The 24697-nt window shown below is 50.9% G+C and carries 19 protein-coding genes; 14 read left to right on the top strand and 5 right to left on the bottom strand.

Features of this window, described 5'->3' with window-relative positions; translation table 11 throughout:
* The first annotated feature begins 229 nt into the window (after positions 1-229).
* Positions 230-2743: an Ig-like domain-containing protein gene (locus tag IX84_RS26370; RefSeq protein WP_044228266.1), complete on the top strand. Its 2514-nt coding sequence runs from the start codon at positions 230-232 to the stop codon at positions 2741-2743.
* A 630-nt stretch (positions 2744-3373) separates the two neighbouring features.
* Here the strand turns inward: IX84_RS26370 and IX84_RS26365 are convergent.
* Entirely contained in the window at positions 3374-4648 is a 1275-nt protein-coding gene (locus IX84_RS26365) for a replication-associated recombination protein A (RefSeq protein ID WP_044228264.1), read from the bottom strand.
* Positions 4649-4765: 117 nt separating this feature from the next.
* Between IX84_RS26365 and IX84_RS26360 the strand changes: the two genes are divergently transcribed.
* The 6 genes from IX84_RS26360 (at position 4766) to IX84_RS26335 (ending at position 11951) form a co-directional block, all read left to right on the top strand.
* Positions 4766-6889 carry a T9SS type A sorting domain-containing protein gene (locus tag IX84_RS26360; protein ID WP_044228261.1) on the top strand — a complete coding sequence of 708 codons (2124 nt, stop codon included), beginning with the start codon at positions 4766-4768 and terminating at the stop codon, positions 6887-6889.
* An 87-nt stretch (positions 6890-6976) separates the two neighbouring features.
* Positions 6977-7540 carry an RNA polymerase sigma factor gene (locus IX84_RS26355; protein ID WP_044228259.1) on the top strand — a complete coding sequence of 188 codons (564 nt, stop codon included), beginning with the start codon at positions 6977-6979 and terminating at the stop codon, positions 7538-7540.
* The gene (locus IX84_RS26350) at positions 7540-8826 is read left to right on the top strand and encodes a hypothetical protein (RefSeq protein WP_044228256.1); all 1287 of its coding nucleotides are present in this window, start codon (positions 7540-7542) and stop codon (positions 8824-8826) included. The genes IX84_RS26355 and IX84_RS26350 overlap by 1 nt, the downstream gene beginning before the upstream one ends.
* On the top strand, positions 8820-9956 hold the full coding sequence (locus tag IX84_RS26345; protein WP_044228254.1) for a PKD domain-containing protein: 1137 nt from the start codon (positions 8820-8822) through the stop codon (positions 9954-9956). Before IX84_RS26350 ends, IX84_RS26345 begins: the two co-directional genes overlap by 7 nt.
* A gap of 412 nt (positions 9957-10368) precedes the next feature.
* Positions 10369-11274, top strand: a complete 906-nt coding sequence (locus tag IX84_RS26340) for a hypothetical protein (RefSeq protein WP_152605257.1) — start codon at positions 10369-10371, stop codon at positions 11272-11274.
* On the top strand, positions 11271-11951 hold the full coding sequence (locus IX84_RS26335; RefSeq protein WP_044228249.1) for a DNA alkylation repair protein: 681 nt from the start codon (positions 11271-11273) through the stop codon (positions 11949-11951). The genes IX84_RS26340 and IX84_RS26335 overlap by 4 nt, the downstream gene beginning before the upstream one ends.
* Positions 11952-11962: 11 nt before the next feature.
* Here the strand turns inward: IX84_RS26335 and IX84_RS26330 are convergent, their stop codons facing one another.
* From IX84_RS26330 to lepB, 3 genes are read right to left on the bottom strand one after another with little or no spacing between them, the layout of a single operon-like run.
* The gene (locus IX84_RS26330; RefSeq protein ID WP_044228246.1) at positions 11963-12718 is read right to left on the bottom strand and encodes an SDR family NAD(P)-dependent oxidoreductase; all 756 of its coding nucleotides are present in this window, start codon (positions 12716-12718) and stop codon (positions 11963-11965) included.
* Positions 12719-12731: 13 nt separating this feature from the next.
* Positions 12732-14366 carry an aspartate:alanine exchanger family transporter gene (locus IX84_RS26325; protein ID WP_044228243.1) on the bottom strand — a complete coding sequence of 545 codons (1635 nt, stop codon included), beginning with the start codon at positions 14364-14366 and terminating at the stop codon, positions 12732-12734.
* Between the two features lie 9 nt (positions 14367-14375).
* Positions 14376-15986, bottom strand: coding sequence for a signal peptidase I (gene lepB / locus IX84_RS26320; protein ID WP_044228241.1), 1611 nt, complete (start codon positions 15984-15986; stop codon positions 14376-14378).
* Positions 15987-16458: 472 nt separating this feature from the next.
* On the opposite strand from lepB, the gene IX84_RS26315 reads away from it, so the two are divergent.
* Positions 16459-17130: a DUF697 domain-containing protein gene (locus tag IX84_RS26315; RefSeq protein WP_044228911.1), complete on the top strand. Its 672-nt coding sequence runs from the start codon at positions 16459-16461 to the stop codon at positions 17128-17130.
* Between the two features lie 21 nt (positions 17131-17151).
* Here IX84_RS26315 and tsaD read toward each other — a convergent pair whose 3' ends face one another.
* Positions 17152-18147, bottom strand: a complete 996-nt coding sequence (gene tsaD / locus IX84_RS26310) for a tRNA (adenosine(37)-N6)-threonylcarbamoyltransferase complex transferase subunit TsaD (RefSeq protein WP_044228238.1) — start codon at positions 18145-18147, stop codon at positions 17152-17154.
* A gap of 259 nt (positions 18148-18406) precedes the next feature.
* On the opposite strand from tsaD, the gene IX84_RS31580 reads away from it, so the two are divergent.
* From IX84_RS31580 to IX84_RS26280, 6 genes are all read left to right on the top strand, one after another.
* Complete coding sequence (locus tag IX84_RS31580; protein ID WP_052516427.1) at positions 18407-18994, top strand: hypothetical protein; 588 nt, start codon at positions 18407-18409, stop codon at positions 18992-18994.
* Positions 18982-19818 (top strand): DUF3822 family protein, encoded by an 837-nt coding sequence (locus IX84_RS26300; protein WP_044228236.1) that lies wholly within the window; start codon positions 18982-18984, stop codon positions 19816-19818. The genes IX84_RS31580 and IX84_RS26300 overlap by 13 nt, the downstream gene beginning before the upstream one ends.
* 10 nt (positions 19819-19828) lie before the next feature.
* Positions 19829-20386 (top strand): RsmD family RNA methyltransferase, encoded by a 558-nt coding sequence (locus IX84_RS26295; protein WP_044228232.1) that lies wholly within the window; start codon positions 19829-19831, stop codon positions 20384-20386.
* 98 nt (positions 20387-20484) lie between these two features.
* The gene (locus IX84_RS26290; protein WP_044228231.1) at positions 20485-20919 is read left to right on the top strand and encodes a hypothetical protein; all 435 of its coding nucleotides are present in this window, start codon (positions 20485-20487) and stop codon (positions 20917-20919) included.
* An 87-nt stretch (positions 20920-21006) separates the two neighbouring features.
* Positions 21007-22953, top strand: a complete 1947-nt coding sequence (gene argS / locus IX84_RS26285; protein ID WP_044228227.1) for an arginine--tRNA ligase — start codon at positions 21007-21009, stop codon at positions 22951-22953.
* A 37-nt stretch (positions 22954-22990) separates the two neighbouring features.
* Positions 22991-24673, top strand: coding sequence for a glutamine--tRNA ligase/YqeY domain fusion protein (locus IX84_RS26280; RefSeq protein WP_044228224.1), 1683 nt, complete (start codon positions 22991-22993; stop codon positions 24671-24673).
* The last annotated feature ends 24 nt before the right edge of the window (positions 24674-24697 follow it).

The following is a 24697-nucleotide window of genomic DNA, read 5'->3' as shown; positions in this document are numbered from 1 at the left end:
TCTGAGCCTTACAAAAGTAACGATATTTTTTTCACAACTGATACCTTTTTTGGCATCAAATGCCATTTAGGAGGTTTGATTTTAGGGTTAGGGGAGAAAAAATTCAGGACCTAATTTCGAAACAGAGCCTCCTAAATAGCGTAGAATTATCAGAATTGTTGTATTTTAGTCTTACAATAGCAATGCACGTCTCTTTGAGTCCACGGCAAAGAGAACAAATTCACAATCCATGAATGTATTTTTACGAAAGCAAAATCTAATCCTGCTCCTCGTTCTGCTGGGGCTCCCTGCGTTGGGGCTTAGTCAGACTACGGTGAGGGACACGATTTACGAGTCCCAGGGGTACCATCAGATCAGCACCACACTTTCCTTTACCTCCGAGCCAAACGACCCGGCATTGGTTTCTGCACCTGAGTATGGCTCTGTAAGCTGGACGGAAGTTTCTCCTTTCAACTACGAGTTGACCTACACGCGTACGGATGGGCAGATGGGGGCAGATGATTTCACGATGCTGGTCTGGACCAATGTCTTTTCTTACGAGCAAGTTAATTTTCACATTGTCGTTAAGGCTTCAGCAGTGGAGTGCCTTCACGATCACGCGACTACCAACGTCAATACACCGGTTAGTATCGATGTGCTGCAGAATGACCTGACGACCACCGGAATTATTTACCTCAAGAATATTCCGCTGGCCAACAACGGCTTCGCCACTTATTCAGCAACGGATGGTACAATTACCTTTACCCCAAGTACAGATTTTGAAGGTACGGCTTACCTTAACTATGTCGCCTGCGACAGCACAGGAACCTGCGATAATGGCACTGTAAGCATCAGCGTATTGGGGCAGAATGCAGGGCAATCAGACACAACAAGACTTTTTACGAAAAAGAATACCACGCTCCCGGTTTTTATCCCTCAGGAGTATACACTGACTCAGTCACCTGCTGAAGGTACCTATACGAATGATGGGTTTATTCCATATTACGAGCCGAACACCGACTTTGTCGGTATTGATTACCTCGCCTTTGATTATCAGGGCGCCGATAAGGTTATTGAAATTGACGTGATGGACCTGGAGGACAATTCCTTCGCGGTTGATGACGAGTTCCACATGACGCCTTTTGAAGGGCAGGTGGAAATTGATGCTTTGGAGAATGACTTCTTTGGTTCAGATGCCAGCTGTGTGCAGTTGCAGGCTCAGCCAGAGTATGGGACCGCGTCTTACAATCCTCAGGCTGACGGGCGGGGCGTATTCCGCTACACACCGCCGGCAGGCTTTACCGGCGTAGATTGGTTTACTTACACTTCCTGTCCTCCGGGCGGTACCGGCAGTCAGTCCGAAACAGCAACCGTTTACGTCTTTGTAAGCAAATATGAGCCTTCTGCTACCAACTTCCGGATGAGTACGCCCAAGCTGACCCCGCTTGTGGTGGGCTACAGCGTGCCTATTCAGTCCTATTCCTTTGATATTATTGAGAGCGGTAACCTGGGATCTACTATTTTCCTTGAGGGTGACGTGGATACGACCATCTTGGGTCAACCAATTACCGGCCATAACCTCATCATCTATACCCCTAATGATGGCATAGACAGCGGACTGGATGAAATTGAACTGGAATACTGCGTTAAAATTAATGGCAGCTGCGCTTACCTAAAGACAGTAAAAATTGATATTGATATCCTGGATATAGGAGACGGCTCCGAACCCATGTGCTTTGATGATTGTATCTGGTCTGGTGATGCCAACTTTGATGGCATTGTAGATATGGAGGACCTGCTGACAATTGGCTGGGCGATCGGTGAGGTAGGTGTCCCACGTGCAGATGCTAACCCTGATCTTTGGTATGGTAAGTATGGTGATGACTGGAATGATCCATTCCAAAGCCTGCCTATTGACCTGAAACACCTCGATACGGATGGGGATAGCCTAATCACTGCTGCGGATACGACGGCCATTAGCAACTTCTATGGTAATGCCCACTCTATGACGGCTTCCGTTATCCCGTTTTATGAAGATGAGATCGTGCTGGAGGGTGACCTTTATGTCAGCCCTGGCGATTTGGTGGAGCTGAAAATGAAGATGGGAACACCCGGTAATCCGGCAGAGAATGTCTATGGATTCACTTTCCCATTCTCTTATAACTCAGACTTGGTAGTACCAGGCTCTGTATTTGTTGATTTTGAATCCAACAGCTGGCTGACTTACAACTCGCCCATTTTGTATATGCAGCGGGATGATCAGGAGGGAACGCTTAATGCTGGCTTTACACGTACGAATGCCATTGCTGCAAATGGTTATGGGGTGGTAGGATCAGTTAGCTTCGTTATTAATGATGATATAGACGGTTTCCGCGACGACGATGGCGCACTAGCCCTGCAGGTAGGTGGTGGTTCCTCTACCGTGATGAATGGTGGTGGCAGTTCTTACGGCATTAATATAGGTGGAGCAACGATACACATCCGCTTGGACGAGGAAGCAAAAGACGAGCCGCTTGATGCCAATCAGCTGAAGCTTTATCCTAACCCGACCAACCGGGACTTCATCAATGTCCACCTGAACGGACAGCAGGATTTCGAACGCATCGTGGTGCATGACCTGACCGGTCGCCCAATGTTCGACTCCGATAATGTATTGACTAACCGCATGCAGATATCAGTAGGGGCCTTTGCCAATGGTATCTACGTTTTATCTGCCTATACTGAACGAGGCGTGGTCAACAAAAAATTCCAGGTGATCCGGTAAAGCATGCCGGATTGTCCTTTCCCCGTTAAGCCCTTCATTTCGTAAATCATCGAAAAAAGAGGGTGTATCGGGAAGTATGCAGGAAAAATATATACTATTTTGTACCTGCAAAGCGTTAATAACGCATCAAACTTGGTAATACATTCATTGTATATACATTCGTGGAATTATAATCATTGCTATTGAGTCGCACAGAAATGTGCGACTTTTTTTTTCGAGATCTCAATTTTTTTTCACAAGAATGCTTCTTTTTCCTCTTTATTAATGGGCTTCTGCTACAGATTTCCCTTTTTGTTTTTCACAAACCCTTATTTTTGTCTTTGTTCTTCCCTGGATAATGTTGAATATTTGTACTGTGAGAGAGAAGAAACGTTGTCAACGGACCGTAAAGCGCCTTTCACCATTAAGAATTGAATATGTTCATGGGATTATAATTTGTTAGTAGTGAGCCGTTCGCTACAATGGCTGAACGGCTTACTATTTTTTATAATCTCCGATTAAAATACAAGAGTACGATTCCAACTAGGTTAAACAAAGGTCGTTTACGTTTGGATACGTACTATTCGTGAGATTTTTTTAGATATGTTCATGGGATTATAAGCTAAGGCTGTGCTTTTCGCACAGCCTTTTTTAATACCCGTACCAGTCGTCCCACCATTCTTTCAGCTGCCGCTTCAACTTCTGCTCTGCGGCATTATCCTGTGGCTCGAAAAGCTTTTGCCCCTTTAGCTGATCCGGGAGGAAATCCTGCTGCACAAAGTTGCCCGGGAAGTCGTGGCTGTACTTATAGTCTTTGCCATAGTCCAGGTCTTTCATCAGTTTAGTAGGGGCATTGCGCAGGTGCAGGGGCACTGGTAGGCTGCCGGTCTGCCGGACGAGCTGCTGGGCCTGATTGATAGCCATATATGCCGAGTTGCTTTTTGGGGAACTGGCCAGGTAGATGGCCGCCTGAGATAAAATAATCCGGCTTTCGGGCAGTCCGACCGCCTGCACCGCCTGGAAAGTGGTGGTCGCCATCAGTAAGGCATTGGGGTTGGCCAGACCAATATCTTCTGCCGCTGAAATCAGCAGCCGGCGGGCAATAAACTTCACATCTTCCCCTCCTTCGATCATGCGGGCAAGCCAATAGACGGCCCCATTCGGATCGCTGCCCCGGATGGATTTGATAAAGGCCGATATGATATCGTAGTGCTGCTCTCCGCCTTTATCGTACCGGCTGATGTTTTGCTGTAGCTTTTGGGTCACCATTTCATTGGTCACGGTGATGGGCTCGGACGCCTTGCCGTAATTCGTCACCAATTCCAGGATGTTGTAAAGCTTCCGGGCATCCCCACCGGAGTGGAGGAGTATGGCATCGTAGTCCTCTATGTTGATTTTCTGCCCTTTCAAAAACTCATCTTCTTTGAGGGCCCGCTCAATAAGCCCGATCAGTTCTTCCTTGCTAAGCGGTTCCAGCACATACACCTGGCAGCGGGAGAGGAGGGCCGGGATGACCTCAAAGGAAGGGTTTTCCGTAGTGGCTCCAATAAGCGTGATTACGCCCTCCTCCACTGCCCCGAGCAGGGAATCCTGCTGGGATTTACTAAAGCGGTGGATCTCATCGATGAACAGGATCGGGTTGGGGCTATCGAAAAAGCGCTGGCTTTTGGCCCGCTGAATGGTTTCCCGCACATCCTTCACGCCGGAGTTGATAGCCGACAAGGTGTGAAAGGGCCGGTCAAGCTCATTGGCGATGATTTTCGCCAGGGTGGTCTTGCCGATGCCCGGCTGCCCCCAAAGAATAAAGGAGGGGATTTGGCCAGACTCAATAGCCTGCCGCAATACCGCGCCCGTTCCTACCAAATGTTGCTGCCCTACGTAATCTGCCAATTGCCGGGGGCGCATCCGTTCTGCCAGTGGTCTCATAAAAAAATAACTTTTTTTCTTTTCTCACCCAACGCTTCACCCAAATTGTCCGTGAAGGTAACTGAAAGCTTTGCAAAGCTGAATGAATTATCAACAACTGTAGTACAAAAAACGAACATGAAGAAGATTATTACAATGACAACCGCGCTTTTCCTAAGCGTTTTTGTTTTTGCTCAGAATCAGGTGACCGTCAGTGGGACGGTTGCCAATACAGATGGCACGCCGGTCGAAGCACTGGTCGTTGAAGTCTTTACCGACTCTCTGATAAGCGGCGGCTTTTTATCTGCTGTTGCCCTTACCGATGAAAACGGCGCCTACTCGGTTGAGTTCACCCTCGATGATGCGGATACGCAGGGATGGGCATACGCCAGGATAACCAACTGTGATCAAAACTTCCTCTTTGGTGACGGGACTTGGTTCCCGGGGAATAGTGAGGTGGTTATTGACTTCACTTACTGTGATGTTGAGATTACCTGTCAGGCCTATGTTTATCCGGACTGGCAGGATAATGTAGTGGCTGCCACAATGATCGGAACGCCGCCATTTAGCTACGAATGGAATACGGGAGCAACGACTCAGAGTGTTGTCCCGGATGGCAGTGGGTTGTACTGCGCTACAGTAACCGATGCCATAGGGTGTACGTCCACTGCATGTTATGATGCAACCGGAGGCAACGGTTCAGACTCTACCTGCGTAGTAAATCTGGTTTCTACCTCAACCGCTGCCGGGTTGGAAATCGAAGCCTTCGCTTACGGGTTGGGCGCGATTGATTACTCCTGGAGTACAGGTGAGGCGACTTCCTCTATCGAAGTAACAGAAGCAGGGACCTACTGTGTGACCACTACGGATGCAGAAGGCTGCGAAGCTACGGCCTGCACAGATTACTTCCCGACCCCATGTGGCGTTAGTATCGAGATAGGTGCATGGGGCATGGAACTACAGGCATTTCCGGAAGGCGTTGCGCCCTTTGCGTACAACTGGAATACGGGATCCACCTTTTCTTCAACAGATATAGACCCGAATGTGAATTTCTATTCTGTTACCGTTACTGATGCTGCAGGTTGCACGGCCACGGCTACTTACTGGTATCAGGGCGGGACAGACTCCTGCTCTGTTGAGATTATCACAGTTCAGAATGGGACGATGTTGGAAGCCGTTGTTTTCGGGGCGACCGGTGCAGTTACCTATAACTGGAGTACCGGAGCGACTACAGCAACCATTCAGGACGTAGAGCCTGGCAACTACTGTGTGACCATAACGACCGACGATGGTTGTACTTCCACGGATTGTATTTTTATCATTAACCCCTCAGCACCCTTCATCATTGACGGGTATGTTTACCTGCCCGACAGTATTAACGGTGGTGAGATGGAAGGTTGGGTTTATCTGATTGTGTACGATGAGGAAGAAGGCACCCTTACGGCCGTAGACACTACGGAAATGGAGAGCCTGGGCTTTGAGGGCGCAGCGTACTACAAGTTTGATGCGCAGCCTGCCGGTGAGTATCTGATCAAGGCTGCGCTGGCACCCGGTACGAATGGGTATGAAAACCATTTGCCAACTTACTACAGCCATGTCCTTTGGTGGGACGAAGCCAATACGGTCACCCTACCCTTCAACGGTTGGGGTTCTTTCAACTTCACCCTGATACCTGGCACCAATCCCGGCGGTCCCGGATTTATCGGTGGCTACGTTGCAGATGGCGCCAATTTACAGTCCGGCGAGATCGAAGTCCGCGGAAGTGGGCCCATGGAAGGTGTTTCTATTATTCTGCTGGACGAAGAAGAAAACCCGGTAAGCTATACCTATACGGATGCCAATGGTGAATTTATGTTCCCAAGCTTAGCATACGGTACTTACAAAGTGGTCATTGAGCACATCGGATACGAGCAGCAGTACTATTGGGTCACCCTGAGCGAGGATAACCCAGGTGCGGAAGGCCTTTATTTTGAAATCGGAGAAGAAAGCATCACCGATACGGACGAGCTGGCTGCGGAAGCTGTACTGTCTGTTTTCCCTAACCCGGCAACCTCCACGCTACAGGTGGTTGCTTCCGAAATGCAGGGGCAGGGCGCTATACAAGTGTGGAATGCGCAAGGGCAGATGGTCCTCAGCCGCACGAATGTAGACATGAGCGGCACCACTACTACGCTTGACGTGAGCACACTGCCTGCAGGAATGTACTACCTGCAAGTCACCGCAGAAGGCCAGCTGTTGACCCGAAAGTGGATGAAGCAATAACACCCTTTACGATACGGGCTCAATCAGGGAATACCCGGTTGAGCCCGGTTTTTGCTATTTTACACCAGAACAACCCACTATTGTAGCTTGGAAATAGACCCGAAGCTGATCAAGGATTGCCAGAATGGAAACCGGAAGGCACAGTTTGCCCTTTACCGGCTCTGCTATCCTTTGCTCATGGGGGTTTGCCTCCGCTACCGAAAAAACGAACCGGATGCAGCAGCCATGCTCAATCAGGCTTTCCTGAAAATTCTGGACAACCTGGACCGGCTACCCGGGCATGTGCCCTTTGCGGCATGGGCTAAGCGGATCACCATTAATACCCTGATTGACGACTTCCGCAAGAACCGGAAGGTCAAAGAGCTTATTGCCTCCACTTCTATCCAAGACCTGCCGGAAGCGCAGGGCGGGGTGGATTACAATGAGGCAGACAAACAGTTTGACGCGGAGCAACTGGAAGGCTTTATCCGCCAATTGCCCCCAATGAGTTCCAAGGTGTTCAACTTATTTGCAATAGATGGTTATCCGCATACGGAAATTAGTAAGATGCTGGACATCAGTGAGGGGACTTCCCGCTGGCATTTGGCTTCAGCCCGCAAAAAACTACAGGAAATGATACGCAACGCTATGAATGCTTCAAAGATCGTGTGATGATGGAACCAATGGACGAATTTTTCAGGAAGAAAATGGAAGGGTGGGATTTGCCCTTTAACGAAGCGCACTGGGCTGCCGCTCAGCAATTACTGGATGACCGCGATGCCCGCCGCGGGGCGATCTGGTGGTGGCGGTCCGGGTTATTGGCCATTGCACTAGCGGTAGTGGTCGTTGCCCTATGGCCTTCTACATCGAAGCCAGGATCCACTGCTTCTGCGACATTATCAGAAAAACCGGTTGCAGAAGAAAAGGCGGTGGAGCGCTTGCTATCAACTGATGTCTCTGCAGAGCCTGATCAGGCTGCCGGTCTTGAAAAGCTTGTTGATTCAGCAGAGGCCGCTGCCGCTGGCGATAAAAAAGAGCCTGTCTTATCGGCTGCATCCACTGGCAGTGTAAAATCGCCACAGATAGCCCAACCCGCAAATAGCGCTCCAAAGCCGGTCGAACGCAGTGTTCAGGCTGAAGCTTTTAAACTCGAAAATGATATCTTTAAAACGCTAATCTCATCGGAAAAAGCACCTGCCGCTGAGTCCACTGCCCCTCCTGTAGCGATGGAAAGTCAGGAAGAGGAACAGCCGGAAAGGCAAATGGTCGCCGTTTTTGATCCAATGCCTGTGCTCTCATTTGCGGTGGAAGGAGGTAGTCGCAGGGATGTGGGCGAATTACCGGATCCTTGCTGGCCGGTCCGCAAGCGCTGGTCTGTACAAACGATATTGGGAGGCAGCCTGCCTGCTCAGGGCAATCAGGCTGGTGCACTGTTGGGGTTGGGCGCAAGCTGGCCGGGGCGTGATGGCTTTGGGCTTTACGCCGAGGGTTTATACAGGATCAGGCCATTGTCTGGCCTGCCAACGCAAGCCTCCCTGCAGCGTACCTACGGATTTGGCGTTACAGAAAATGCGTTTGAACTGAGGGCCAACAGCCTGAACTACGTTGATGTCAATTTGGGGGCAACCTATACGCTTGCCCGTCATCAGTTGCACGCTGGTGCTGGTGCTACGTATCTGGTTGGTGCAAGGGGGCAGCTGGAGCAGGCGCAAAAGGCCGAAGCAGAGGTGGATTACGGGCCGGTTTCTGCTATTTCAGAAGGATGGATGATAACAGAGGGGCTTTCCCAATGGCTGTTCCGGGCGCAGGCGGGGTATGCATTTGAAGTCTATCCCAATCTACAGCTGGCAGGGCGCGTGCAGTTTAGCATTACCCCAATCCTTTCGGCTACGGCTCCTGAACAGCCCCGGTTATCCCCGGTTTCATTTGATCTGATGCTTAAATATAAACTATGGTAAATTACAAATGGGCAGTGGTACTTTTTGGGAGTATGGTGCTTGCCTTTATGGCATGCGATCCGACGGAGCTGCCGGAGCCTACCGATGGAGATCCTGTATTTCGGTTGGAGGGTAACCTAGGCAGTGCCGCATTTGAGCTGGCCGCCGGAGCAGATAATTTCTTCATGTTCACAGAATTGTCACCGGCCAATGATGGAAATTTAACCTCCTTAAGCCGCCTGGAAGAATTAGATTGCTCCACGGACTGCGCTCCCGGCTGGCAGTTCGAATTCAGTGGTAGCATTGCCGCCCTGGATAGCCTGCTGGGCGTAGGGCAGATCCCATTCATACAGCCCGGAACTATTATTACCGATACGACCTACACGCTTAATCTCACTGCCAACTCCAGCCACTCTGCCGGCGCACCAGCCCTCAGCCATGAATGGGCTTTTTATGATGGTTCCACAGCTGGTACCTCTACCGTGGAAAAAGAGATTCCGGGGCCCGGAACCTATGAAGTCGAGCTTACCACTATTACAGAAGGGGACTGCCAGAGCTATACCAGAAAAAGTTTCTCTTTTAACACCGTTCAGCAGGAGTGCGAGGTGGGCTTTACGATAGATACGACGATTCTTTCCGATTCGCTTATCGTGGCGACTTATGATCAGTTAGGGAACCCTGAACAACTTATATGGCAAGACTCTATTATTAGTCAACCCGGCGCTATTTATAGCTTTTTCCCGCCACAGGGTACCGGTCAGTTTACGCTTTGTTTAGAGGGGCTGTTTCCGGATGGTTGCAATGCCGCCTCCTGCCAGACCATTCTTTTACAGCAAGCTTCAGTTTGCCGTAACCACATAGACGGCGGCATAGAAACTGAAATAAATACAGTAGTGATCCCGGGGCCCTCCAGTGGGGTAGTTATCCGGTATCAGGATGAGCAAGGCAAGCTCTATTCCACCGCAGCAGGTAGCCAGGCTCCGTCGTTCAGTTTCAGTATTGAAAGTGCCGGGCCTTACGAAAACAACAGCCTCGGACAGCCAACCCTTCAGTTGGGCATCCGTTTTCAGTGCCAGCTATACGATGAGGCCGGTGCGCCCTGGAAAACAGCCGAAGCAACAGGTACCATCGCCGTAGCTATTCCTGACTAATGCGAATTAATGGCTGTTACGGCCTTTATAACTTACCTGCAGAAGGAGAAAATTATTCCTTGAATAACCCCTCTAATCTTAGTATCTTTGAAAGGCACTATGAATCAAACCCTATTGCTTTGGCGTAGGGAGAAAAATGGTGACTTTTTTGCAACCTTTGCTATTGCAGTGCCGTAAAAGCTGCTATACCCTCCATATACTCCCCGTTCAAGCATACATTCCTATTCCAGATTGAACAAGCAGCAGGCTACGGTTGCGTCTTGCATGCCGGTTGTGCATCAATAGTCATTTAGTTTAGCTGCTTTGGCATTTACCTCCCTGAATATGTCCCTGCGTTGGCTACAGGCAGCGCACTGTTAACTGTTACGGTCTAATTTACCGGGCATGTATGGCTAACCGTACAAGTCCAACTATGAGAAAACAAAAAAGTATGATACCTGGCCACGTACCCAGGGTGCTGACCTATTCAGGCAGCCCCTATCGGACATTGGAGGAGTTTTTCTTGAAACACCGCCCGCCTGAGCAGGTCTTTCTGATCAATGCTGCCCGCAACAGCACTATCGTTGGGGAAAAAGGGACCCGCCTTACTTTCCCTGCGCATTCGCTTTCCACTACCACCGGTCATCGGATTGATGGACAGATTCAGGTCCGGCTTACAGAAATCAGCAGCCCGCTTGAGCATCTGCTTGCTGCACGGCCCACCGCTTCGGAAGATCGCGTTGTGGATGCGGTCAGCCAGGTACAGTTCAACATATTTAAGGACGGCGCCCCTTTGCAACTCAGCGAGCCGGTTATGATGGAAATTCCGGTAAGCCCGCACAGCGTTCATCCTCCGGGCAGCGCTAAACTATTCGCCCGCAGCCTGCCTACGATACGTTCTGTAAAGAGTAATACTTTACTCGACTGGCGCCCGGTCAAAACCCAGGTGGAAGTACGCAAGGTAGGAAACCGGCGTTACTTTGGCTTTGCGGTGCAGCGCTGCTCCTGGTATCAGTGTGGTCATTTTTACGCCCGAAGAGATGCTAAGGTCATGGTGACCGCCAAAATTATTGCCAATACCGATAGTTTCGAAAGCCAGGAGGCCTTCCTCTGGCTGGATGGTTCCAATGTAATCACTAAATTGTACTCCAGTGACCGCCACTTCAGTGGGTTGAATATTCCGCGGCGGGCCTCCGGGCAGGTCATCGCTTATGGGATGTCGAAAGGGCAAATGCATTTTGGTGCTGCCCGCCTGAAAAAAGCTGCGGACAAATTGCTGAATGTTTATATGCGACCCATGGCGGAAGCCGAAATTATCGAAGCTATACAGCATTTATGACCACCCCCGAAGCCTATGTAAGCCTGCTAAAGGATGCCTTTCAAGCCAACGCTAACCCCGGGCAAGCCGCTCAGATGGAGGCCTATATGAAACACAGCGCCCGGTTTTATGGGATCAAAACTCCGGAGCGCAAAGCTATCGTCAAAAACCATATCGCTTCTGTGGGCATGCCGGAAGGAGCGGAGCTAAAAGCTGTATGCCGGTTGTGTTTCAAACCTGATGCCCGCCGGGAGCTGCAATATGCCGTCAACGATTTGCTACAAAAGTCACTCCGAAGGCTTACCCCTGATTTTCTGGATCTCGTGGAAGAACTAATTCCCCGGAATTGTTGGTGGGATACCGTCGATTTCCTTTCTCCCAAAATTGCCGGTGGGCTCTTATTGCGCTTCCCGGAGCACCAAAAAGATTACCCTGACCGGTGGATAGAATCTGACGACTTTTGGTTTCAACGTGCCGCAATCATTTTCCAGTTGGGGTATAAAGAAAAGACAGACACCGATCGCCTTTTCCGCTACATCCTCCGCCGGGCGGACAGCACGGAGTTTTTTGTGCAGAAAGGTGCAGGCTGGGCGCTCCGGCAGTATGCCCGAACGGCACCCGAAAGCGTCCGTGGTTTTGTCCGCCAGAACCCTCACCTGCCCAAACTTACCGTCCGGGAAGCCATCAAGCATCTGTAGCCCGCTCACTCCTACCGCAGATAAGACCCCCCATTGGCATCCAGCACACATCCAGTCGTATACGCTGCCTGCTCCGATGCCAAAAAAAGGATACAATGCGCCATTTCTTTAGGTTGGGCGACTTTGCCATTTGGAATTTGACTGCGGATGGCATCCCCGCTTTCGCCCTGCAGGTGCTCCGTTGTCATGTCTGTTTCCACAAAACCTGGAGCCAGCGTACCAATGAAAATGTTGTGAGGGGCCAGGGCCTGAGCCAGGGACTGTGCCAAAGCATTCATGCCGGCTTTTGATGCCCCATAGGCCGGGTGCGTAGGCTCTCCGCGGAATGCGCCACGGGAGGATACGAAAACGATACGCCCGCCGCCCTGCTCAATCATCTGTTGCGCAACGCAGTAGGTGACATTCGCGGCCCCCGTCAGATTGGTGTCCAGGGTCTGTTGCCAGGCTTCCTGCCATGCCTGATAACTCACTTCCGCAATCGGGTGAGGTATGAAAACCCCCGCGTTATTGACCAGGATATCGATACCGCCCATTTCTCCAGCTACTGCTTCCACCATGCGTTCCACCGCTTCCGGATGGCTGATATTGGCCCGGACCGCAAAGTGGCCTTCGCCAGTAAGGCTGTTGATGGCATCGGTCGCAGCAACTTTATTGCTGTTGAAATTGATGGCCACGCGTGCACCTGCTTCCGCAAAAGCCTGAGCCGTAGCTTTGCCGATGCCACGGGAGCCGCCCGTAATCAGAACTCGTTTGCCTGTAAAATTCATAGACTTGCAGGGTTTATCGCAATAAAGCGAATAGGAATTGAACGTAGACGATTTTGGTAATTAAAGATACGGGCAACATCAACGTGAAGCCAATATTGGGCAGTTTATTACCTGCTTTCTCCAGGGCAAAATCGAGTACCGCCGGCTGACTGGCCACCATGCCGGTCAGGAAGCTGAAGGGGATCTTCAGTAGTTTGTAACCGATGAACAGGGTCGCAATAGCCGTGATAAAACTGATGATCGTACCAGCCAGGAAAATAATACCGCCGCTGCCCTGCGCAACGGTATCCACGAAGGTGTGCCCGGAATTCACGCCCACTCCTGCCAGGAGCAGGATCAGGCCAATCTGCCGGAGCGTCAGGTTAGCGCTATAGGGCAACGTCCAGACAATTGGGCCCGTACGCCTCAGCGCTCCAAGGATTAGCGCCACGATGATAGGCCCACCAGCAAACCCCAGCTTAAAGGAAGCATCGCCGGGCAATTGAAAGGTAATCATGCCCAACAGCAGGCCAAGGGCCATGCCCAGCCCAAAACTTAGCAGGTTGATGCGGCTGAGGGCATCGTAGGAGTCCCCGAAGAGTTTGGAAATCTTGGGGATGTCCTGCCGGCGGGCTACAAAGCGGACCCGGTCGCCCAGCTCCAGCACAAGCTTAGAGTTGGCCAGCAGGTCAATATCGCCTCTTCTTACGCGGGTGATGATGGCGGCAAAACGCTCGTTAAGATTGAGGGTAGACAGGCGCTCCCCGGCAATATCCGGATTGGAGACAAATATCCGGCGGGTGTCATATTCCGACCGGTCGGAGGACAGGCGGAAGGGCATATTTTTGCCCAGTAGCGGAGTGACCCGCTCAATTTCCTCTTCATCAGCTACCAGTGCTACCTGATCGCCTACCTGCAAGGTCGTATCGTAATTGGTCAGCAGGGTTTCATCTCCTCTGACTAAGCGGCCAAATACAACATTTGCCTGGAGCTGCCGCTTCAAATCGCGTAGGGGGATGCCGGTAACATCGGGCTGAGTAACCTCAACGGTCTTGCTGGTTACCGTCTGCCGTACCGGGTATTTCTGTTTTAGCTCCCGCTCTTCGGCCAGATAGTCGATTTTCAGGAGGCGGTGCATGACATTGATCGCGATCATCACCCCGATGACGCCCATGGGGTAGGAGAGGGAGTAGCCAATTACCGCTCGTTCGCTCATGGACTTTGCGGCGGTATTGCCCAGATTGGCATTACTGATGGCATCCAGCAAGCCCGCCAGGGCCGGCGTATTGGTGGTGCTGCCGGCGTACAGCCCGGAGGTGGTGCTGGCATCAAAATGGAAAAGGAAATGCAGCCCAAAGGCAATGGAGGCCGACAGGGTGAGCATAACAATCACAAAGATAATGTCCCTCGATCCCCGTTGCCGGAAAGTGGCGAAGAAACTGGGCCCACTGCTCAGCCCAATCGTGTAGACAAACATGGCCAGCCCCAGAAAGATGATAATATCCGGAATATGGAGCTCCGGGCTGAGCCCGCCAACGCCAAGCCCGACGAACAGTACCGCGGCTACACCGAGGTTGCTGCCGCGTATCCGGATACTGCCCACACCGTAGCCCAGGCCAGCTACTACGAATAATAGCAATAGAGGGTTTTCGATGAAGGCGTCAACCATGCAGCTGTTTTATTTCAGGTTACCTACATACTTGAAGAGGCGGCTCCAGTTAATACCGTTGCCAATCGACCCTTCCTTGGTAGAGAACCAAATGATGATAGGCTTTCCGACGATGTGGTCTTCGGGGACGAAGCCCCAAACCCGGCTGTCTTCAGAGTTGTGCCGGTTATCGCCCATAGCCCAGTAATAATTCATTTTGAAGGTATACTCGTCCGTTTCTTCCCCGTTGATGAAAATCTTTCCGTCCCGGATGGCCAGCTCATTGCCTTCGTACACTCCAATAATGCGTTTGTAGAGGCTAATGTTTTCAGGGCTGACCTTTATTGTGGCCCCTTTTTCAGGCACATAAACCGGCCCGTAGTTGTCCACTGTCCAGCCGGGGAAGTTTTTCGGGTCGTGCGGGAAGAGCTTCTCCGGGTTGGTATCCAGTTCACCAATGTTCATAGGCTCCATGGTGATGCCTTCGTCGAGGCCCTGGATTTTGGCTTTTTGTTCATTGGAAAGAACGATAATGAAAGTGGTATTGCCCTGCTGAGCGATGATGTCCTCCGAAGAGATGCCCCAGTCCGAAAACTGACGGGTATTGATAGCGGTATTCGGGAAAGTCACCTGATACATATACTGCAGGTGCTCCGGGTTATCTGCCGGTTGCCCATTGATGTACACCTGCCGGTCGCGGATTTCCAGGCTGTCGCCACCTACGGCAATTGCCCGCTTGATGTAGTGGTCCTTTTTGTCCATTGGGCGTACAACGAGTTTCTTATTGCCCGTCTTGATCTGCCGGGCGTACTGTGGCGGGATAGCACCCCGATTGTAATCGTGTATACTCCAGGTCCGGCCGGGGAAAATGTAGACGCTGTCTCCCTCCGGATAGTTGAAAACAATGGGATCGTTGCGGTCAATGCTTTCGAGGGCAGGCAGGCGGTAGTAAGGCAGCTTGGGCTTCTTCAGGTACGACTCTGCGTCGATAACCGGCGCACGGTTATGGAGTAGCGGGATCATGGCCACCGTTTCCGGCGTACGGATGCCATAATGGGCCTTGCTGACAAACAGAAAATCGCCAACCAGCAGTGAGCCTTCCATAGAAGAAGTTGGGATCACATAGGCTTCAATCAGGAACATCCGGATGAAAGCGGCTGCAAATACAGCAAAAATCACCGCCTCCGCCCATTCCCTGACCTGAGACTTATGGTAAGGGTTGCTGCTCTGTAGTTTCTTTAGCTTGCGGGTTTGGTTCTCCTCTTGTGCCTCCAGGAGCTGTTGTTTGTACTCCGCCTCTTTGATCAGTGTGGGGCCATCGTACTGTTCCTCCGGCTTGAAGGCTAGATAAAAAAAGTAAAAAGGCGCGAAAAGCACCGCCAGCACACTGTCCAGAAAGCCATAGTGCCGGAACGAGCGCACCATATCAATAGCCATGCCGGCATAAATGAAAATATTGACAATGGGGAACAGCAGCCAGGCCGCATGCGTGCCTTTACGGCCGATGAGTTTGCACCATTCCACGAAATTCAGGCCAGGGACCAGGCCTTTCCACCCGTCCACACCCGCTTTCGGGAACAAAAAGAAAAGGCTGATGCTGAGCAGGATATAGCTGATCAATAAAAAGAGAAAGAAACCCATGCGGTGTTGATTTACTATTAGTAACGCGCAAATATACTCCTTCGGGACGGAAAAAAAATATACGGCCGCACTTTCGGCCGTTTGTCGCGTTGACAGCAGCCGTTACGGAGGTGCTTGTCAAAGCCGGGAAAGGCTGTTCCGGAGGATTAGCATAAGCAAAACGCCGGTCAAAGGCTTCCATTGCCGGCGGATGGACGAACGCCAGCGATTATCAGATGAACCGCTGAATTTTGGGTTGATTATGGTCCGGGTTTTGTATAATATGGAGGGCAGAACCAGGGGGGATTCCTTTTGTTTACAATAAAGACAAGGGTGATCCCTTCCCCGCCAGCCAATCGCCGTTTTTCGGATGATGGTCGAAAAAAAGTGGCAGCTTCGGGCAAAAGCGCTTATCATTGAATCTGAATCAATTCAGTCTATGGAACCGAAAGATTTCTTCGATTACGGTATCAAAAAAGTAAAATCGCAGTTTATGAGCGAATCAACAAGCGAGCGTAGTAAGCACGTCGATACAATTATCCGCAACCACGTGGTCTGGTCTATGGGGTCAGGTTTAATTCCGGTGTTGATTGCCGATATTTTTGCAGTCAGTGCGGTACAGCTGGACATGATCCGGCAAATGAGCAAGGTGTACGATGTGGATTTCTCAGAAACGCAGGGAAAGGCCATCGTTACTTCCCTGACGAGCTCCACGCTGGCCCGGATTGGTGCGGGCAGCCTGGCGAAAATGATTCCCGTGGTCGGTTCTGTAGTTGGCGGCATTACGGTATCGGTATTTGCCGGTGCTTCGACTTATGCCCTTGGGCAGGTCTTCAAGCGCCACTACGAGTCAGGAGGCACTATTTTAGATTTTGACCCCGCCCGCCTGAAGAAGATGTACAAAGAACAGTTTGAGAAAGGCAAAAAAGTGGCAGAGCAGCTGCGCAAAGACAAAGCCGCCAAACAAGCGGCCGAATCTGCTGCTGAAGGCAATCAGGCAGATTACGCTCAGCCGGGAGCTACTGACCCCACTGCCACTGAGCCTCCAAAAAGCAAAGAGGACGTGCTTGACCGCCTGCGGGAGCTGGGCAAATTGCGGGACGAAGGCATCATCTCCGAGGAGGAGTTCCAGTCGATGAAGGCGAAGCTGATTGCGGCATTTTAGCAAAAGATTTTCACGAATCCATCAAAACCGGGCTGCCGGCTGCACTGACTGATCTGTGAATTGCCCGGCCTGGTACTTAAAGTAGCCCGCTACGGCAATCATAGCGGCATTATCGGTACAGTATTCAAATTTGGGAATACAAGTTTGCCAGCCTTCTTTTTGGCCCATCTCGGCCAGCCCACTGCGTAAGGCCGAGTTGGCGGATACGCCGCCGGCAATAGCGATTTCTTTTATGCCGGTGCGCCGGGCTGCCTTGCGGAGCCGCTTAAGCAGAATGCTTACGATCCGGTCCTGTACGGAAGCACAGATGTCATTCAGGTGATGCTGAATGAAGTCCGGATCCTCTTTAATTTGTTCTTTAAGAAAATAAAGGATGGAGGTTTTCAGCCCGCTGAAGCTGAAATCAAGGTCCGGTATTCTCGGTTCCGGAAAGTCGTAAACGGGTTTGCCCTGTTGCGCCAGCTTGTCGATAATCGGCCCGGCAGGGTATTCCAGTCCAAGTAATTTGCCGGTTTTATCAAAGGCTTCCCCCGCGGCATCGTCCAGCGTTTGTCCGAGTACTTCCATTTGGTCAGGCGCATCCACTTTAACGATTTGGGTATGTCCACCGGAAACAGTCAGGCAGAGGAAAGGAAATCGGGGTTTGGGATCCTCTGCAAAATGCGCCAGCACATGCGCATCCATATGGTTGACCTCAATAAGCGGAATGTCAAGGCTGAGGGCCAGCGATTTAGCGAAAGCGACCCCTACAATGAGGGAGCCCATCAGGCCCGGGCCCCGGGTGAAGGCTACTGCATCAAGGTCGGTTTTTTTGATCCCTGCCTGCCTGATGGCCAGGTCCACAACCGGAATAATATTAATTTGGTGAGCGCGGGATGCAACCTCGGGCACGACCCCTCCGTATAAACGATGCGCATCCTGACTGGCAACACAATTGCTCAGGATTTTCCCATCCATAAGCACAGAAGCAGAAGTATCATCGCAGGAGGACTCTATCGCCAGTATGGTGGTAGGCATATTGCTGAATTTATTTTATTGACTGCAAACATAAGTAACAATCCCAAAATCAGTATAGATTATGCCTACAACGGGAGCTGCCGAATTGGAGCATAAGCAGGGTTGGCCTGTCATTAGCTAGCAGGCTGAAGGTCAGCAAGATTTGTTCCGGGAAGGTCTGAGCCGGTGCCTTTCTGCCACGATAGGGTAAAATTGCTCGCGGGCTGATACCAGTTTTTCGGGGGAAATTATTTATACTTGCGTCAAAACAAACCGAAAAATGAGAATAGTCATTAACCTGATTCTAGCCGCCATCGTAGTAGGTTTGGTCTGGGTACTGATCAGCAGTATTCAGGAGCCTATCGCTTTTAAAGCCGAGAAAGAAAAGCGGGAAAATGCTGTGATTGACAAACTGATGAAGATTCGTACGGCTCAGGAAGCCTTCCGGAATATCAAAGGCGGGTTTGCACCATCCTTTGATTCTTTATCTTATGTCTTGAAGAACGACAGCTTTGCCATTGTTAAAGTGATTGGTGACCCTGATGATCCGAACTTTACCGGTAAAATCATTTATGACACGACTTATCTCCCTGCCTATGATTCCATTCGTGCGGTGATGGGAATGTCATTAGATTCTCTGCGTTATGTCCCTTACGGTCGTGGTCAATCCTTTGATATCAAAGCGGATACCATTACCTACCAAAGCACAACGGTACCTGTTGTTGAAGTGGGCGTGCGCCGCAAAGAGTTTATGGGTGCCTTTAAGGACCCCCGCTTTGCTCGTTATGACAGCGGCTATGACCCCAATAGCGTACTGAAGTTTGGTAACATGAATGCACCAAACCTCTCCGGCAATTGGGAAAGATAATCCAACAGCTCATATCGCCAACTTTTGAAGCAAGTCATACGAAGACCTATGAACTGTCCATCCTTGTGGGGGTGGACAGTTTTGGTTTTGCCATACTTAGCGATCAGCAGCGGCTTCTGGCGCTTCGGCAGTATAGCCTTGAAGATACGCCCTTAGATGCGGATATGCTGGAGCAGCTTCACCGAAAGGATGAGCTCTTATCTGCCTCCTTTCGGAACATCCGCCTGGCTTTTGCTACCCCGAGGCAGGTCATTGTTCCGGACCGGCTTTACAACCCGGATGACCACCTCACTTATCTGGAAGGTACTACCCGGCTTTCGGATCGGGATACCGTTCTTGCCGATCAGGTGGCATCACTCCATACCTGTTTTGTTTATGCGGTGGAAGATTCGCTCGAAGCGGCTGCCCGCCGCCTCTTTTCGGGTTGCAGGATTTTCCATCTGGGCCATGTGCTTCTGGAAGGACAGCGCCGGTTGGTCAATTATAAAGATGGAGCCTATTTTCACCTGTTGGATGGGCATCTTTTTGCCAGCGTGCTGCAGAATGGGGCTCTGGCTTTTTTCAATGCCTACCGTTACCGGAGCGCCAAAGATTTTGTCTATTACGCTATGCTGGTCTTCGAACAGGCCGGGCTTAGCGCAGAATCCACGCGGGTGTATCTAAGTGGCCAATTGGTCGAGGCCTCCGAAATCTATCGCTTGCTTGCCCGTTATCTTCCCCTCATGGAGTTTATGGACACCCGGGCCATTTTCAAGTTTGATTTGGAAAACGACCGCGAGGTGGCTTACCAATACTTTGATTTGCTCAGCCTGAGCTTGCTATAATAATCTGTCTATGCGCATTATAGGAGGAGCCTTTAAAGGACGGCGCTTTAACCCGCCAGCGAAGAACTGGCCCACCCGGCCTACCACTGACTTTGCCAAAGAGGGGTTGTTTAATATCCTTTACAACACGTTTGACTTTGAATCTCTGAGGGTTCTTGACCTTTTTGGTGGCACGGGCAATCATAGCTATGAGTTTATTTCCCGGGGCTGCCGTGATGTTACGTATGTGGATAAGTTTCCAGGATGTGTCAAGTTTGTTAAAAAAACGGCACAGGAGCTGGGAATCGAAGACCAACTCCGGATCGTGCATAGTGACGTATTTAAATTTATGCCGCTGGACGGCCAGCAGTACGATTACATCTTTGCCGGCCCGCCTTATGGTTTGCCCGTTACTGACAGCATCCCTGATCTGGTATTTGAGCATGGCCTGTTAGCAGCTGATGGCTTGTTTGTGATGGAGCACAACCCCAACCATAGTTATCAGGATCACCCTAACTACGAGCAGGAGCGGCATTACGGGAAAACCATTTTCAGCTTCTTTGGCCATACTGCGGATGAACAAGCCTGATCTTCGTTTTTAGCTTGAAGGGAACTACCCACCAGACTGAGGTGTTGTCCAGTCAGCCCGGTTCCTGAAAATGTAAGAAATCTAATTTGCATGCTGCTATGAAATGGTCTTATCTACTACTGATCCTGGTCTTTCCGGCGCTTACTCAAGCCCAATATGACTTCACGGGTACCTGGACAGGCACTCTCACTCAAAATACAGGAGGGTACGCCCCGGAGTATGATTTTACGCTTTACCTGCAACAGGAAGGGAATAAAATCACCGGTCGTTCCTACGTTAAATATGGAGATATTTTTGCGGAAATGAAGCTGGAAGGGCAGTTGGTTGGCGATAAAGCCATTCACTGGGAGGAAAGTAAGATCATTGATCACTGGAAGCACGAAAACATGGAGTGGTGCTTTAAGCAAGCCACTCTTTTCATCGTATCTCAGGGTAAGGAGGATAAGCTCGAAGGCCCCTGGAGCGGCAATACCGGCGATTCAGAGTGCATCCCCGGCAAAATCATACTCAGGCGTACTTCTCCCCGCGCCTGATACGGTTATGCAAATGGGCTGCAGAAAGCTGCACGAAACTCCTCAAAAATTGATACTTTTGGCGCTTTGCCGCAATACCCTTATTAGATGAATATTATAGAAACGATTCAATCTGGCGTAGTACAGGCTGTTAAAAGCCTTTATGATGCTGACGTTACCGCTGATTCCGTGACCTTGTCTCCGACACGCAAAGAGTTTGAGGGCGACTATACCGTGGTGGTATTCCCCTACACGAAGATAGCGCGCAAAAAGCCGGAACAAATTGGGGAAGAACTGGGGCAGTACCTGAAAGATCAGGTGGCGCATGTTGCCGATTTCAATGTGATCAAAGGTTTCCTTAATCTGGAAGTCAGCGATAGCTTCTGGGCAGCTTTTGTAGGCGATATCTATGCGAAAGAAGACTTTGCCCGCTTGCCGGCTAACGGGCAAAAGGTGATGGTAGAGTTCTCTTCCCCTAACACCAACAAGCCGTTGCACCTGGGCCACATCCGGAATATCCTGCTGGGCTGGTCGACTTCCCAAATCCTGGACGCGGCTGGCTATGAAGTGGTGAAAGTGCAGGTGGTTAACGACCGGGGCATTGCCATTTGCAAAAGCATGCTGGCCTGGGAGCGGTTTGGAAATGCAGCCACACCTGCCTCCGCCGGTCAGAAGCCTGACCACTTCGTAGGGCATTTCTATGTAAAGTTTGAGCAGGCCTTCAAGGAAGAATACAAAACCTGGCAGGCTTCCGAAGCCGGACAGCAGGTATTCGCAGCCTGGAAAGCGGATGAGAAGGCTGTGAAAAAAGCGGAGAAAACGCTGGACGAGAAAGCCCGCAAAGCTATGGCGAAAGCAGAGCGGGAAGGCAAAGGCTTTGAGCCGGCTGAATACACGCTGGAAAAGCATTTTTTCGGAACGATTTATAAAAACACTTACTTCAACGAACACAGTGAGCTCGGGCAGGCTGCCAAAGCTATGCTGTTGAAGTGGGAAGCAGGCGATGAAGAGGTGATCGCGCTTTGGAAGCAGATGAACGGCTGGGTATACGAAGGCTTCGATGAGACCTATGAACGGCTTGGTGTGGAATTTGACAAATTGTACTACGAGTCTGATACATATCTGCTTGGCAAAGACACGATCAAGACGGGCCTTCAAAAGGGGATTTTCTACGAAAAGGAGGATGGCTCGGTATGGATTGACCTGACGGATGCCAAGCTTGATCATAAGCTGGTGCTGCGGAGTGACGGCACCTCCGTTTACATCACTCAGGATATCGGTACGGCACAGGAACGGTACAAAGATTTCGGCGTGGACAAAATGGTCTACGTGGTAGCCGATGAGCAGGACTATCACTTCAAGGTCCTGTTTGAGACCCTGAAGCGGCTGGGCGAGCCCTATGCTGAAGGGCTTTACCACCTCAGCTACGGCATGGTTGACCTGCCTTCCGGCAAAATGAAGAGCCGGGAAGGAACCGTGGTGGACGCGGATGACCTGATGGCTGAAGTAATTGCTGAGGCCCGGCAAAATACAGAAGAACGGGATACCCTCAATGATCTGAATACAGAGGAACGGGAAGCCATCATCCGGCAAATCGGACTGGCGGCGCTGAAGTTTTTCATCATCAAGGTGCAGCCGCAGAAGCGGATGGTATTTGACCCCAAGGAATCGGTGGACATGCAGGGGCAGACCGGGCCCTATGTGCAAAACGCCTATGTGCGGATTCAGTCGGTGCTGCGCAAAGGCGGAGAACAGGATCTGCAGGCTGCCGCTGAATACGCGACACTGGAAACCATCGAAAAGGCTCTGGCTGGCCAGTTGTATGCCTTTCCTGTTGTGATTCAGGAAGCTGCGGCTAATTATGACCCTTCGGGGGTTGCTAATTACTGTTATGATCTGGCCAAGCAGTACCATCGGTTTTACCATGACTTTAGCATTCTGAATGCAGAGTCGGATGCGGCTAAAGCCTTCCGGCTGAAATTGTCGCAGGCGGTAGCGCATACACTGAAGGCCGGGATGCAACTCCTGGGCATTGAAATGCCGGCCCGGATGTAATTTGCGATTTCAAAAAAGACTATTAGATTCTAAGAATATGAGCAACGAAACCAAAGAATCTCTAAACTTCATTGAGCAAATCATTGAAGAAGATATCAAAAATGGCAAGCACGGCGGGCGGGTACATACCCGTTTCCCACCGGAGCCCAATGGCTACCTGCACATCGGTCATGCCAAGGCTATAACAGTCAATTTCGAAATTGCTCAACGGTACGGCGGTAAAACCAACCTCCGCTTTGACGATACTAACCCCAGTACGGAGGAAACCGAATACGTGGAAAGCATCAAGCGCGATGTTAAATGGCTGGGTTTTGACTGGGAAGGGGAGGCTTTGTTCACCTCCGATTACTTTTCGCAGTTGTACCAGTTTGCAGTGGACCTCATCCGAAAAGGCCTGGCCTATGTAGACGACTCCTCTGCTGAGGAAATTGCGGAGCAGAAAGGGGATATTGGGGTGCCGGGTAAGGAAAGCCCTTACCGGAACCGCAGCGTGGAAGAAAACCTGGAGCTTTTTGAAGGGATGAAGGACGGGAAGTTTCCTGACGGTTCCAAGGTACTGCGCGCTAAAATCGATATGGGTCACGACAACCTGTTGCTCCGCGACCCGGTGCTCTACCGTATTAAGCGGGAAGACCACCACCGTACTGGCAGTGATTGGAACATTTATCCCATGTACGATTTCGCGCATGGGCAATCGGATTCCATTGAGGGCATTACCCACAGCTTATGTTCGCTGGAGTTTTTCCACCATCGGCCATTGTACAACTGGCTCATCGAAAAGCTGGAAATCTTCCCCAGCCGGCAGATTGAGTTTGCGCGTATGAACGTGGCCTATATGATCACAAGTAAGCGAAAGCTGCTCCGGCTGGTCAAGGAAGATCACGTGCACGGCTGGGATGATCCCCGTATGCCAACGCTTTCCGGTATGCGCCGCCGGGGCTATCCACCAATGGCTATCCGGACATTTTGCAACAAAGCCGGTACGACAAAGCGGGAAAACCTTATTGATCTCAACCTGCTCGAATTTTGTGTGCGCGATGAACTGAATAAGACCGCTCCGCGAATTATGGCGGTGCTTGATCCGCTCAAGGTGGTAATCACCAACTATCCGGAAGGGCAGGTAGAGCAAATGGAAGTGGAGAATAACCCGGAGGATGAGTCGATGGGCACCCGGGAAATGCCATTCTCCAGAGAGATTTATATCGAGCGCAAAGACTTTATGGAAGACCCGCCGAAGAAGTTCTTTCGGATGGGGCCTGGCCGTGATGTCCGCCTGAAAGGCGCATATATTCTGCACTGCGAGGATTATGTAAAGGATGAGGCTACGGGCGAGATTAAGGAAGTACACTGCACGTACTACCCAGACAGCCGTTCCGGTGATGACACTTCCGGCATCAAGGCGAAAGGCACCCTTCACTGGGTTTCCATTGCACATGCACGAAAGGCAGAAGTGCGGCTTTATGACCGCCTGTTTACCGATCCTACGCCAGACCGTCACGAGGACAAGGACTTCCTGGAGTTTCTCAACCCGGAATCACTGAAGGTACTGGAAGAGGCTTATGTGGAGCCGAATGTTGGGCGCATGGAAGCCGGGCAGCAGTTCCAGTTCTTACGGATGGGCTATTACTGCGTTGATCCCGACTCCACGGCTGACCATTGGGTATTCAACCGGACGGTGACACTGCGGGATACCTGGGCGAAGCTGCAAAACAAAGGTTAGTCAGACGGAGTGTAAAAAGGTTTA

The sequence above is a fragment of the Phaeodactylibacter xiamenensis genome (genome assembly GCF_000759025.1).
GTDB classification, from domain to species: domain Bacteria; phylum Bacteroidota; class Bacteroidia; order Chitinophagales; family Saprospiraceae; genus Phaeodactylibacter; species Phaeodactylibacter xiamenensis.
This window is presented reverse-complemented; position numbering and strand designations above follow the sequence as displayed.